Raw genomic sequence first — 13,943 nt, 5'->3', positions numbered from 1 at the left:
ATATAAAATTCGATTTTCCATTGCTGCAAATATAGTAAAGAGCCTTTTTCTCAATGACATTCCACCACCTGATGCTGAAATTCTTATACTGAGAAATCTAACTCCTGTTCGACCAAACAGGAACTATTCACGTAAGCCAAGAGCAAAGGCCCAAATACAATTCATGTATAGAGTATCATAAAAACACTATAATTGACAGAAAATGTGGCAGATTATTAATCTGTCTGTTTGCCATGCAAAAAAACATGAAGAACAGATAATACACTTCGGCATTCTCTATCCTTCACTTTTTACTTTGTTGTATCCATGTTTTAAAATGCTTAACTTAATGCCATTGCCGTTTGACGGGGTGCTGATTTATTTACATTGTAAACTCTTGTGTTAGCTCAGGTGTGCTATCTTGTTCTTGCTGTGAAAGTTCCTGTTTCATTAGCAGCTCCATGCTGTAATCAAGGATTTTTTCCTTTCTTTCCGATAGCATCACCTTATAAAAATCTTTCTGTAGCTCTGTAATCATAGGAGTTTCTTCCACCAGCTTATTGAGTACATTCATATCAATGTGTCCTGCAATCCTTTTCAGCGATCGATTACAATCCTCATTTTTCAGTGAGGAAATGTAATCAAAGTAGGAAATTTTGTTGCCATTTTCCAAAATAGTAGATGTGGGAAACACATAAACACGTTGATTGATTTCCTTTTCATCATTTAGCACTGTCTGCATACCTGCCTGATCCATTTGAGGGTATAGGCAGGAGCCACAATCATAGATTGGCGCAATCTCAGCAGACTGCTGCACCTCATCAATTAGTATACCCCAGTTTCCGTTGTGACGGTCGAAGTTCCCCAAGAAAGCATCTGCAATAAACATATCCCAAAAGAAGTCCTTCAGCTTTTGTGGTTCCACAAGGGATTGTTCATCAATGGCTTTCAGCATAGAGGAAAGCTCTGTGCCATATCCACTTTGCTCGCTGTCCACGCAAGTGTTTTTGAGATGTGCAAACTCCATCAGCTTTTTGCCGTCAGCAGTAAAATCCTTGCAGGCCACTACGATTTTTTCTTTTCCTCGCTTATCCGTATAGGTTCCAAGTAGTGTTTCCTGTACGGTAAATCCGAGCGTTTGAAAGATATGGCATGCTAAATATTCACTGATACAGCTATTGGTATAGCTCATCACTTTGCTTTTCGTTGGTACCAGCGGAAACTTCAGCATATAGCTTGTACCGTTGTACAACACATTGATTTTATTTCCGTTGGCACCGCCATAGCCTTTAAATTTGTTGACTTGGCAAGCAGTAAAATCAATCATTTTATCACTCCTGTTCTTCCCCATGGAGATATTTTGTTCTCAGAAAATTTGCCTGTTCCTCTGAAATGATACCCGACCAGAGGTCTGCATTGATAGAGCCATACAACTCGCCCCACAGGCAGTCCATGTAAGACACCTTATCTTTTTCACCTTGCACATAATCATTGATTGCCTTTTGGAGGTGGGCAGAGAGGTTCGTTTCCAAGTAGGAGCGGTCACAGGGCTTCCCATTTTTCTGACTTTCCGAAGGCTCTACCGCAAGGGCTAATATATCTTCAATGGTCATACCAAGTACACTCGATAGTTTCTGAAGGGTTTGAGCGTTACAGCGTGTCAAGCTTGTTTTGCCAGAACAGATATCCGACAAAGTTGCCCAAGGAATACCGCTTGCTTTTGACAGACTGTATCTGGACATTCCTTTTTCTTTTAATAATTCATTTATTGTCATTTTTATCACCAACATCATTATATCGGATTTCCGATATATCATCAAGGATATTCAATAATAAGACCAGCTCAATTTAACAGACGTTGTCTGCTAATTATGGATTTTTTTCACCTATGCTTCACCTTACGTTATATAGGAAAAGTTTACTTTCCTTCATGAAAAAAGGACATAAAAGCATCTACTCTCATATCCTTAATCATTGCATATTATTTTTTTAGTCATTTTTAGCCGTTTTTTCGATGCAACAGGGCTATGGCCTCCACGTCCTTGAGTAAACGATAATGATTACATAAGAAGACGATGGTTCCTTGGCGGTATGCAGATGATCGGTCTATACTCCCTGATCATCAGAAAGTTTTCTAATATAGGTATTAGTGTCAGATGAACAGGAATTTCCCATAGAAATTATCGAGCAATGCGTCAAATTTTGCACATCACTGATATAAGGTATTTTTTGAGCATAAAACTAATTTTTCTGTCCAGTTAAGTGTAGCCGATTTAAAAACACACGCCCATTATTTAATCAAAACGTTAAAAAATTTAATTTATTCAGAATATTAACCATCTCCACATGTATAAAGTATTGGCTATAAGACAAATGAAACGGCAATATCTCTAATTTATATATCCAATAGAAAACCTATCGCATTCAACAATTAAATCTTGAATCAATACATGATTTTCTTTTACAAAATCTTGTATGTACATCTTATTTTCATTTATTATTTCATACTTTAATTCACCATCAACTAATTTAAGTTGTTTGATATTAGCATCTTTACCATCAACCTCTATAACTTCAATATCATACGTCAACCCCATATAACTCATGACATCCTCATTAATAGTGTAGACTTGGTTAAATTGACGCAAAAAGAAATAATTAAAAAAATCACCTTTAAAAAAGATTTCATTTAGCTTACAAAAATTGCTCACCGAACCGTTATAATTTACCACCCCTCGGTAGATATATACCTTATCACTATTATCAATATCAATAACTAATTCAAAATTTGGAAGCAACAGAGGGTTATCATTCTGTAATGCTATTAAAATCGATTCAATTATATTATCAAGATTATTTATAACAATATTAATGGAGTATTCGTCATAAACATTCCCTCGCTTAGTGAAGTTAGGTACAAGCATTACCATCTACTCAAACTCCTGTAACCTTGTGCCATACATAAATAATTTTGACATTCTCATCTTTCCTTTTTTTGTTTTGGTCATAAAAAATAGGCTAAGTCCGGTATGTCTTTTAAGTTGACCTACAGCTTAGCCTTTATTTATAATTTGCAATTCTATGTAAAAATCATATAATCCTGTAAAAAAGTTGATGTGTCAGTTAAATTTTGAATATGTATTATGCTAACATCTTTAATATAATGAATTTTTTATGGCTTAATGTTAAGTTCGGTTTTAAAGTGTGCTATTAGCAAGGCTTCAATATCATTTAAGTGTTTTTATCCGTCCTAGGGAACAAGTCAAAATATAGTACGGGTTTTGGTTACAGCGTATGTTGCCTCGTTTTGTCGTCGTTAAATTGGAAGTTATAGCTTATCCTTATACCACTAAAGGGAACTCACTGTATAATAGAATGACTGTAAATATAAAATTCTTCCTGACTTGGCTGAAATTTCTTCTCCATTTTTTCCAGACTCTCATCAAAGCGCCCTGCTTCTTGTTCGTCTATCTTCATCACAGGGCTGTCATAGTAAACCCATTTCCTTCCATCCAAAGCTTCTGGCTTTAGTTCTTTTACCATCATTGCTGATGGGAATGTTCCATTGTCAAGACAGATATTGTACTTTTTACAACTCTTAAAGCCACAGCTTACATAATTGCTTGGGTTACCAAATATTACAATTACATCATAACCAAGCGCAATCGCCTGATCAAAAGAATGCTCGATAAGCATTTTTCCGTAACCCATTCTTTGGTATTCCGGAATAATGCAAACCGGACCGAAGGTAAGGATTTCTTTTTCTTCTCCAGACTCATCAACCAGTTTTGCTTTTGTGTACATTATATTCCCGATGATCTGATTATCAACTTCAATTACCAAATCCAACTCCGGCAGAAAGTCCTTGTGGGATCGCATGATATTAACTAAATAGTGTTCAATGCACCCTGGAATATATAAATTCCAAAAAGATTTCCTCGTGATTTCTTCTACTCTCTCATAATCTGTTTCTTTTTCATTCCTAATCTTAACTATTTTACTCATTTATAAACCTCCTATAATTTACCTAAGACCAATTTTATGCTTTTAATTATGGTTATCTGCTCAATAAATTCCTATTTGTAGCTATAAAATAGCATGTTGCATGATAACTAGCCCGACCTGTTCCCACGCACACGTAAAAATTCCAAAAACAGCTATCCTGTACGCTCGTAAACGGAATTCGACCCGATAGACTGATTCCCATACACAGGTAAAATCACTAGACATCTCTTTTATTATTTCTCGATAATGAAGCATTACATCATTATCCTATCTTGACTTCTATATTTTACCATTATTAATTATCTATGCCACTAGAATCTATGAGTTTAACACTTATCCATATTTCTATCCATTTTAAAAGGGCAAAATCGCCATTTTTTTATTCGATTTTTACGCCATTTTTTTTAACTATAATATATCGTGGTCATATTTAGTTACTTCTTATCATAACCACATTTTGTCATCTTTTTTATTCATTCAAGGTTATCCGAAATTTCGGTTACACCAATCTCTTTTAACCCTCTATTTTTCAATGCTTTTTCACATTGTAACAAGCAAACGACTTCCGTATTCCTTGAACAGATAATACTGATGATATAGGAATGTAATGGTCCCTTGACGGAATATTATTATTTTATTATCTATTAACAACAATTTTAACATAACCATCCCCTTTTTCTAATTTTATATTGCAAGATTCTTAATAAGCTTATTCATAATTTCTCTTAAAACAACAAATGTGAACAACTTCTATTGTTCACATTTGTATTATCATCCTTTGTTTTAAAAAAATATGTTTTTCATTTAGTGTCAAGACTAATCAATAATAATCGGATCTTAAACCCACATTTCTTATAAGAAAATATGTTTTGCCTCACCCAATATACTAATTGCGCGTTACAGTCAAGGTATATCCATTACCAGAACCATCAATCCATCCAGTACAAGGTGGAATATCGCCAGTATCGTTATTATACCAAACCATAAAAGCTAATTCGTTGTCAATTTCCCAACGATTTGATATAGTATTCCAAATAATACAATATGAATCAATAACATAATATGGCTTGGAATCTTGTGTTCCATCTTTTTTATAAGTTCCATTCTCACCCCGCGATGGATTTCCATTTACTGATACCGTATATCTAGTAGGTACACAGTTCTTCACTACTGTGTCAGTAGTATTACTTCCTTGATTCCCATAACTATCGGTAAGGTATAGTGTTAAGGTCAGGGTATCATCGTCCAGACTACTCACATCAATACCTGTAATCTGGTCTGTTGCTGTTTCGATAGTTCCACTACCTGTTATAGCCGCTGTTCCTTCATTTGTATCATCGATTGCATAATAATAGGTTGCACCCACTTCTGCACCTGAGAAAGTGAAGCTCACTGCTGTGCCATTAGTGATATTTACTGCACTCTGATCGAAGCTGATACTGTAACCACTTGGTGCCGTTGCTTCCTTAGTTATACTATCCGTCGCTGCTGTTCCTACATTTCCCGCGGCATCGGTCAATGTCACACTCAAGTTTAAGTTCCCATCGTCTAAGCCGCTGATATCTATACCAGTAATTTGATCTGTTGCTGTAGCTATACTGCCACTTCCTGTCACTTGATTGCTGCCATCGCTGATGCTATATGCATAATCTGTACCCACTTCTGCTGATGCAAAGGTAAAGCTCATAGCGGTATCATTAGCAGAAGTAATTGTACCTTGGTCTATATGTATGCTATAGCCACTTGGTACGATCGTTTCTTTTGTAACGGTATCTATTGCATTACTGCCTTGGTTCCCATTGTCATCTGTCAGATACACTGTCAATGTTAAGGTATCATCCGCTAAACCGCTGACATCCAATCCACTAATCTGATCTGTTGCTGTAGCTATGTCACCACTTCCTGTAACAGCTGCTGTTCCGCCATTGTTATCGTCTACGCTATAGTTGTAAGTGGCTCCCACTTCTGCTGATGCGAAGGTAAAGCTCACGCTTGTATCATTGGTGCTGTTCACAGCACTTTGATCTATATTGACACTGTAACTACTTGGCGCCTCTGTATCTTTTACTATCGTATCTGTTACATCATTTCCTTGGCTGCCATAGTTATCCGTCAGATATATGGTCAAAGTTAAGGTGTCATCATCTAAGCCGCTGACATCCAATCCACTAATCTTATTTGTTGCTGTGACTATATTACCACTACCTGTTATAGCCGCTGTTCCTGCATTTGTATCATCGATTGCATAATAATAGGTTGCACCCACTTCTGCACCTGTAAAAGTGAAGCTCACTGCTGTATCATTAGTGGTATTTACTGTACTTTGATCAAAACTGATACTATAGCCGCTTGGCGCCGTTGCATCTTTCACCACTGTGTCGGTAGCATTGCTTCCTTGATTCCCATAACTGTCGGTCAGGTATACCGTTAAGGTCAGGGTATCATCGTCCAAACTGCTCACATCAATACCTGTAATCTGGTCTGTTGATGTTGCGATAATTCCACTACCTGTTATAGCCGCTGTTCCTGCATTTGTATCGTTGATGCTGTAGGTGTAATCAGTACCGACCTCGGCAGATGAGAAAGTGAAGCTCACTGCTGTGTCATTAGTGATATTTACTGCACTCTGATCGAAGCTGATACTGTAACCACTTGGTGCCGTTGTATTCTTTACCACTGTATCGGTAGTATCGCTTCCTTGATTTCCATAACTATCGGTGAGGTACACCATTAAGGTCAGGATATCATCGTCCAGACTGCTCACATCGATACCTGTAATCTGGTCTGTTGATGTTGCGATAATTCCACTACCTGTCACAACTAATGTGCTGTCGTTTATATCGTCTATGCTATAATAATAGGCTGTACCTACTTCTGCACTTTCAAAGGTAAAGCCTAGATCGCTCTGGTTCTTATTATTTATGGCACTTTCATTAATTGTTGCTTGATATCCTGATGGCGCAGTAGTATCTTTGGTAATCGTGTCTATCGTATTAGAACCTTGATTTCCTGCTGCATCTATTAAGTACACCGTCAGTGTTAATATATCATCATCTAACCCACTTACATCTACATTGTTGATTTGGTCTGTTTCCGTAACAATTATTCCGGTTCCTGTTATTGCACTTGTTTCATCATTTGTATCATCAATGCTATAATAATAGGCTGCACCCACTTCTGCACTTTCAAAGGTAAAGGATAAATCGCTCTGGTTATCATTATTTATGGCACTTTTATCAATTGTTGCTTGATATCCTGATGGGGCAGTAGTATCTTTGGTAGTAACATGATTCCCATGACCACTACTGCGACTTCTGTATGTTGTTCCAACTATTTGGGTACTTCCGGCCACAACCGTTTTTGTTCCTGCCATAATATTTGTTGTTCCCGAAGCTGCTGTTACGGATGTGCCTTGCGCTGTAACTGTAATGTCATCACCCTTTGCTTCAACCGTTCCAATGGTTCCAAAGCCACTAATTTTTACTCCATCACCGCTTGCCACAACATCTTGGATTTTAGACCCAGTCTCCACTTTTATTTGTGCGTTTTCTGCTTCAACTATTGCTGTTTCTATTTCTGAATCATCTGAAACAATCATTATTGAATTTTTACCTTTAATTGTTGCTGATACAAAATTTGCTTTTGTTGCAGTCACTGTAATATCAGGTGCCGTAATCGCGACATTATTCACATCACCTTCAAGAATAACATTATCACTGCCATCAACTAAAACATCACCAATTTCTACTTCATTATCACAGTAAACTCTAGTCTGTCCATCAACTCGAGCAATCACAACATCCTGTATATTGGAGTTTCCTATAATTTTGATAGAATGAACTCCGCCACCACGAATTACAGTTCTTCCTGTAACATTTACACTGTTAAGTGTTATATCCCCATTTCCAACACCATCACCAACAATCAAGTCTCCGCTGACAGTCATATCTTTAAGAATTACGTCAGAGACATTAATCATTACATTTCCACTCATATCCTTTGTATATGTGCCTGCTTTTGTAATATAATTTTTTAAAAGATTATCCATTATTTGAGCGAATTCTGCTCTTGTGATATTCTCTTTTGGATTTAATTTATCATTTGAGCCTGCAATATATCCTGCCCCTACAAGGGATGCTGCAGACTCTTTTGCCCAACTGCTTACCAAATCGCAATCTGTAAACTTGTTTAATACGCTGGTCGTACCATTTGATAATTTAAACGCACGGGCTAATACGACAAAAGCTTCCTCCCTAGTAATATTATTATTAGGATTTAAGTAATTGTCATTACCAACAAATGTTTGCATTTCTACAGCTTTTGACATGTCATCATAATACCATGAGTTTTCTGTTATATCAGTATATTGGCCTAAATCTGCCTTTTCTATTGTTCCAAAGGCTCGATTAACAATGGCAGCCATTTGAGCTCTTGTAAGATTTTCTTTTGGCATTAACTTACCCTTGTTACCTTTTAGTAAACCATTACTTACCGCATTTTCAAGTGCAGTTTTTGACCAATTATTTGGAATGTCTGTAATATCTGACGCAAACACTGCTGTAGTAAATGTTGTAATAATCATAGCTAATGATAATACAATAGTAAATATTTTTTTCTTCATATATGATCCTCCTATTTAACTTTATCCCTTATTATGCTGTAGTAGAATGGATAACTTAAAGTGTTATCTTCTTCCATCTGCTTAATTTCCTCTATTTTTCAATGTTATTAATGATTTCATCAATAGTCATCTGACACAAGTTATTCCAGACAATAGTGCTCTCATTTTTAATATAAAATACTTTAAATCAACCCAAATTAGAAAGAATATTAAATAGAATCCCTTTTAGACTTGGTTTCATATCGTAGATGATTTTATGGCGGTTATCTAACTCAATCCATTGTGTAATCATCTTTTGCTATGACGTTAATAATTTTAGACATAGTTCACCTTTTTAATAAAACTCTGCTATATAAATACTAGCAGAGTTTTGAACAAAAAAATATTATTGTATCCGATACATTTTGCAGGTTTGACATAGAGTCACCCCACTGATTTCTAAGATTTATTTATTTTTTGATAAAGTGGAAATTAAGATTCTTATACTACTAAAGTAATAAATTGTGACATTTTATTTTCAAAAATTTATTGAATATTTTTATAAAAATTCTATGTTTTACTTGGGTTATCCTATATCATCTATATTTTTTTGTCAAGGGGCAAAAACCGTCATTTTTCAGCTCGATTTTTATCCCATTTATTCTTAAAAGCCACTTCATATTGTGTTCAACTTTCGCTATTCCTTGTTAGAACCACATTCAGTCATCTTTTTTTATCTACTCAAGGATGTCCGTAATCTCGGTTACGCCAAAATTTCTTCGAAACCCCTTATTTTCCAACACTTTTTCCACGTTCCAACAAACAGACACATTCAGTGTGCCTTGAATAGACAATAAGTGTGCCGTAGATGCCTATTGATTCCATGATGTCATCTACAATAACTAACCTAAATAGTTTTTATTGAAAAATGAGATCTTTTGAATTAGCTTATCACTGTTTGTAATGTTTGATAAATTTCTAATTTGAGGCTTTATTTCATTAAGTAATGATAAAACGCCATCAGATATAATATTAGGCTGAATATAGCCAATCATTTCTTCAAACTTTTGTCTGCACAAACTAAATTGTAATTTGCTTTTTATCTCTTCATCCATAAATGAAGTCAATGCTATAAATGCCTGTTTAGGGTTAAAGCTCTTTATTAAATCAATGTGGATCTGTTCCGCTGACCATGCTACGCCATTGCTATTGGTTAAAAATACTTAAATAATTGTTTTTACATATGGATAATTTAATTGTGCCGGAACAGCACAAAGGGGCATATGCCCTATATACAAAGATAACAAAAAAACTACAACAATAAATACTACCATAATAAAAATATGCAATCTCAGTCACTCCTCAAAACCCGATTACTTCATCTTTTAAATATATAATATGTCACTATAAAGAACTACACTACTTATTGTCATCTAAAAAACTCCGTATTTTCTCGCGCTCTTTGCTTCCATTGGTAGGTAACCGTAGTATTGGCACTTCATATTTTGCTAAAATTAAATTTTTTAGTTTATCACGACGCTGTTGCTCTGGATTATTTTCATGAAACTCAAATCCATCTACTTCGACTACAAGAGCACAAGCTTTATCTTGCTTATAATATATAACAAAATCAAGCGATGCTCTGTTATTGACAAAATTCAACTCTTCAGAAGTAAGCAAATCAACAGAATTTAACAAATTCCGTAATAACATCCCATGTACGTAGCTATATCGGCTATATTTCGGCTCAGCGAGAATCTCTTCCAGCAACACACGAAGAGCTTCTTCCGACTGATACCGTGCACTTTGATCCATCTTCGCTTTCAATGGAATCAATTTGCTGGAATACCGTTGATAAAGAAGATCAAAAACTGATACTACTTTACTCTCTATCAGATTTTCATCCAGCGTACTGTACTGCATATATCGTATTAAATCACCAACATTTTTACCTTTTTTGAAAAAAAGTTCATGATCCGTCACTAGCACAAACTGCTTTATAGCACGCGAAACCGCCACATTCACCAGCTGCTGGTCATCCACAAATTCAAGCCCCATCTGACCTTTCCAAGTGCTATCCAGTACAGTAGACATAATTATTACATCCTTTTCTCTACCCTGATATTTATGTACCGTATCACTTTCTATTCCATCAGGTAATAGTTCTTCCGCCGCGTTGGCTTGTTTACGATATGGGGTAACAAATCCAATATACCCACGAGCCTCAAGATCTGGGTTTCTCAGGATTTCTTCTACTGAAACATCTAGTTCTCGTTGGTTATAAAGGCCCTTTTTTTGACCCCTTGTAACTTGTCGCATATGATTTCCTTCAGCAGTTTTGTAAAGTACTAAGGGACTCTCCGACATATTTAAGCTAGTATATGGAATCAATTCTCCGTTATAATATTTCTGATTACAGAATTCAATAATATGGGGATGACAACGATAATGTTCTCTTAAAATTTCATGAGGAAGTCTATTCCCATAGATGCTGATGATTGATGACAATATATTATGTTGAAAATAGTTATACGCAGCTTGAGGCAGTACCGTCTTCAGCATTTGCTCAATTTTATTATTGGTGATCTGGGGAAGTTGCTTCACGTCACCAACAATAATTACATTTCGGCAACAAGAAAGAGCCAATGTACCAGTAATTAGATCCACCTGAGAAGCTTCATCGATTATAACATAATCGAATAAATAATTATTTGGTATAGACCGACGCAAGGCATGGGTTGTACTAAGAATGATTGGAAACCTTTTTATAAACTTTTCAAATTCCTTTTTAAAACTTTTTCTAGTAAAAGTAGGCGTTAATAACTCGTTATGGCTTTGATATATGCATTTACGAAAAAATTTCTCAGAATACTGCTGGTGTTTATTTATTAATGTCTCAAAGGATGCATTGTTTAATTGATTTTCTAAGAAAGCTATTTCATCTTCTAGCTTTCGAATCTGTTTTCTATAAAATTCCTTTTGTAGTAACAACAAAACAGATAATTCTTGTTGCTGTAGCTTTTTATGATTGAATACTCCATATTTAAAGAGTAGTCTCAATTTATATAGAAGCTTATTATATTGATTTCTCTCTTTTGCCAAAGAAGTTTCAGCTAGAAAAGCAATAATTCGGTCTGGCGTTGCCTTGAACAAAGGAAGGTTACCAATTTCTTCAATATCCTGTCGGTCATAATATTCCTCAAAATGTTCTTGTTCCAATTGCCATGCACGCAATTCTTGACTGAGCTGTGCCTTTTTTCTATCAACCCTCAATAATTTATTCAGATTAGTATTCAGAATTTCAATTTGCTGAATTAGTTCTTCCGTTTCTTCTTCACAATTCCAACCTTCCACATTTGCTACAGGCATGTTGGCAAAAAAAGCATCTTGATTTTCCCCTTTGCCTAACAATGCTGTTAAAAAACCGTACCCTTGATTTGTCATTTTTTCAATAACATTTTTAACAGCTTCATTATTATTAGACACAACAGCTACGCTTTTACCTTGAACCGCAACAAGATTAGAGATAATATTTAATATCGTCTGTGTTTTTCCAGTACCAGGAGGGCCTTCGATAACTGAAATAGCGCTTGTAAGAGCATTTTCCAATGCGGATTTTTGACTCAAGTTAAATCGGAACGGAAAGATAATATTTTCTGTTTCAGGATTTCTCAACTCAATATCCTGTTGATTAAGGTAACGACTCAGAACACTTTCTGGATGAATAAATGTAAGATTATCCATTTCCTGTTTCAAAAAAGCTTCTTCCTTCAAACTTTCTGACGTATATTGAGATATATCTCTTAAATATGCCTGTATCTGTTGAGCCTTCTGATTATTAGTACCATCACTAACTGCTAAAAATAATTGTGGTTTTACAGACTTAGATTTGCCATTATCTTCAATAATTCGAATTCGTTCTCCAAAGTCAAGAATAAGCTGTGGCTTAAAGACAGGAAATCCATTTAAATATGCGACTTTTCCACCCAGTTCAATTACTTTTGGGTTTGTAATAATATTTACATTATTTTGATTGTATTTATAAATTTTTTTATTTTCTTTATAAGTAATTATTATTTTCCCATTTTCATCATCACAATGCATATGACTAATTTTTTCAGTTTTATCTTCTCCTTTAACTATAACCATTATTTCTTTTATATTCATTTTCCTAATACCTTTATGACCTTTGTAAATCTTAAAATGCTGCTCTCCTTATTAGTAACATCGTTACTGGGAAACTTGAAACGTCAAATCTTTCAAAAGATATACTTCAGAACCTAACTTCCAGGAATCTGTAGGGATTCTATTTATGAAAGGTAGCTTCCGGTTATCAATATAAATCCTTTAGCAATAAAGTTCAGTTGAATATCATGTAATAAACATAATGGGCAACTGACTTTGCTAAGAATTATGCTCATAATTTGAAAAATAAACAGGAATTTATACTTGCTCTTTTTTGCCAAACAGGATAAATAAATACGGTGTTAAGCTACCAATAAATGAAGCAACCCTAAGATTTTCATTTACTAGATACAATAATTGAGGTACAATACTACTCCACTCGAAAATTTGATAAGCATACATGAAAAAGACAGCACCCGGACCAGTTGTGATGTTAAATGCCCATTGAGTTAAATCCATTATCAAACCTATAACGACAATAATTGATGCAGAAAAGAAAATTTCTTTTCGAGTCATGTTCCGAAAAAAAACCTTGCCGCCAACTATCAGTGTCACAATAAATATGGCTCCATACATTATAAGTACTCGTGTATTGTCTGATGTAATTGTCCCATCTGGAAGCGGAATAATAGTAAATTGACCTATAAAAAAAACTACCGCATTAAAAGCAATCACACCTGCTGCGATACAAAACAGCGGTACTTTCCAAAATATTTTCTTTTTCTCCATAATTCTTCTATCACTCCACCAACAAATCTAGATATATTGCTCACTCTCTGATTATATAAAATACGTGCTGCTTATTAATTTACTAATATATAGTATATCAGAAACATAGCACAAAACCGCTAACGCGGTGGCATCCGATACGCCAACTAAGTGCGTAAAACCCAACTGTCGATTTACCTGCAGTTTTATTTCCCTAAAAACTCCTTTAAAATAGACGTACGCAGAAAAGCGAATATATATTGAAGGAGAATAGACATGACAAACGAAGAAATCATCTTAAACGCCAAAGAAGAAATTAAATTACGAGGTTTATCGCCACACACAGAAGCAGAGTATTTCAGAGTTCTGCACGCATTTCTACGTTATTTCGAAAATCGTCCTATTGAAACAATGGGGGAAACCGAAATACGAGAATTTTTACTATATCAAATAGACTTAGGTAAAT

Annotated in this window: 9 protein-coding genes and 1 pseudogene; 2 read left to right on the top strand and 8 right to left on the bottom strand. The window is 35.1% G+C overall.

The genetic code is table 11. From position 1 onward, the window contains the following. Nucleotides 1-181 (top strand): annotated as a pseudogene (locus tag K292_RS18970) (hypothetical protein); the annotation flags it as partial. A gap of 180 nt (nt 182-361) precedes the next feature. On the opposite strand, the gene K292_RS17120 reads toward K292_RS18970, so the two are convergent. The 8 genes from K292_RS17120 to K292_RS0112245 all read right to left on the bottom strand — a co-directional run bounded on the left by K292_RS17120 (nt 362) and on the right by K292_RS0112245 (nt 13,498). Next, nucleotides 362-1,306 carry a HipA domain-containing protein gene (locus K292_RS17120; protein WP_037373191.1) on the bottom strand — a complete coding sequence of 315 codons (945 nt, stop codon included), beginning with the start codon at nt 1,304-1,306 and terminating at the stop codon, nt 362-364. A 4-nt stretch (nt 1,307-1,310) separates the two neighbouring features. Then, nucleotides 1,311-1,754 carry a helix-turn-helix domain-containing protein gene (locus tag K292_RS0112280; RefSeq protein ID WP_027400075.1) on the bottom strand — a complete coding sequence of 148 codons (444 nt, stop codon included), beginning with the start codon at nt 1,752-1,754 and terminating at the stop codon, nt 1,311-1,313. Between the two features lie 615 nt (nt 1,755-2,369). Then, on the bottom strand, nt 2,370-2,909 hold the full coding sequence (locus K292_RS0112275; protein WP_027400074.1) for a hypothetical protein: 540 nt from the start codon (nt 2,907-2,909) through the stop codon (nt 2,370-2,372). A 430-nt stretch (nt 2,910-3,339) separates the two neighbouring features. Further along, nucleotides 3,340-3,984: a GNAT family N-acetyltransferase gene (locus K292_RS0112270; RefSeq protein WP_037373190.1), complete on the bottom strand. Its 645-nt coding sequence runs from the start codon at nt 3,982-3,984 to the stop codon at nt 3,340-3,342. Between the two features lie 886 nt (nt 3,985-4,870). Next, nucleotides 4,871-8,605 carry an S-layer homology domain-containing protein gene (locus tag K292_RS0112265; RefSeq protein ID WP_027400072.1) on the bottom strand — a complete coding sequence of 1,245 codons (3,735 nt, stop codon included), beginning with the start codon at nt 8,603-8,605 and terminating at the stop codon, nt 4,871-4,873. An 881-nt stretch (nt 8,606-9,486) separates the two neighbouring features. Continuing rightward, entirely contained in the window at nt 9,487-9,711 is a 225-nt protein-coding gene (locus tag K292_RS0112260; protein WP_027400071.1) for a hypothetical protein, read from the bottom strand. A gap of 292 nt (nt 9,712-10,003) precedes the next feature. After that, entirely contained in the window at nt 10,004-12,751 is a 2,748-nt protein-coding gene (locus K292_RS0112250) for an AAA domain-containing protein (RefSeq protein WP_027400070.1), read from the bottom strand. A gap of 276 nt (nt 12,752-13,027) precedes the next feature. Next, nucleotides 13,028-13,498, bottom strand: a complete 471-nt coding sequence (locus K292_RS0112245) for a hypothetical protein (protein WP_027400069.1) — start codon at nt 13,496-13,498, stop codon at nt 13,028-13,030. A 255-nt stretch (nt 13,499-13,753) separates the two neighbouring features. Between K292_RS0112245 and K292_RS17115 the strand changes: the two genes are divergently transcribed. After that, the coding region (locus K292_RS17115) for a phage integrase N-terminal SAM-like domain-containing protein (protein ID WP_037373188.1) at nt 13,754-13,943 on the top strand (190 nt) is incomplete at its 3' end.

The organism is Anaerovorax odorimutans DSM 5092, from assembly GCF_000426305.1.
Lineage (GTDB): Bacteria > Bacillota > Clostridia > Peptostreptococcales > Anaerovoracaceae > Anaerovorax > Anaerovorax odorimutans.
This window is presented reverse-complemented; position numbering and strand designations above follow the sequence as displayed.

What these genes read in the sequence shown, in the direction of transcription:
- K292_RS0112265 (WP_027400072.1), bottom strand. Translation starts at nt 8,605, where the DNA reads ATGAAGAAAAAAATATTTACTATTGTATTATCATTAGCTATGATTATT.
- K292_RS0112270 (WP_037373190.1), bottom strand. Translation starts at nt 3,984, where the DNA reads ATGAGTAAAATAGTTAAGATTAGGAATGAAAAAGAAACAGATTATGAG.
- K292_RS0112245 (WP_027400069.1), bottom strand. Translation starts at nt 13,498, where the DNA reads ATGGAGAAAAAGAAAATATTTTGGAAAGTACCGCTGTTTTGTATCGCA.
- K292_RS0112280 (WP_027400075.1), bottom strand. Translation starts at nt 1,754, where the DNA reads ATGACAATAAATGAATTATTAAAAGAAAAAGGAATGTCCAGATACAGT.
- K292_RS17120 (WP_037373191.1), bottom strand. Translation starts at nt 1,306, where the DNA reads ATGATTGATTTTACTGCTTGCCAAGTCAACAAATTTAAAGGCTATGGC.
- K292_RS0112275 (WP_027400074.1), bottom strand. Translation starts at nt 2,909, where the DNA reads ATGGTAATGCTTGTACCTAACTTCACTAAGCGAGGGAATGTTTATGAC.
- K292_RS0112250 (WP_027400070.1), bottom strand. Translation starts at nt 12,751, where the DNA reads ATGAATATAAAAGAAATAATGGTTATAGTTAAAGGAGAAGATAAAACT.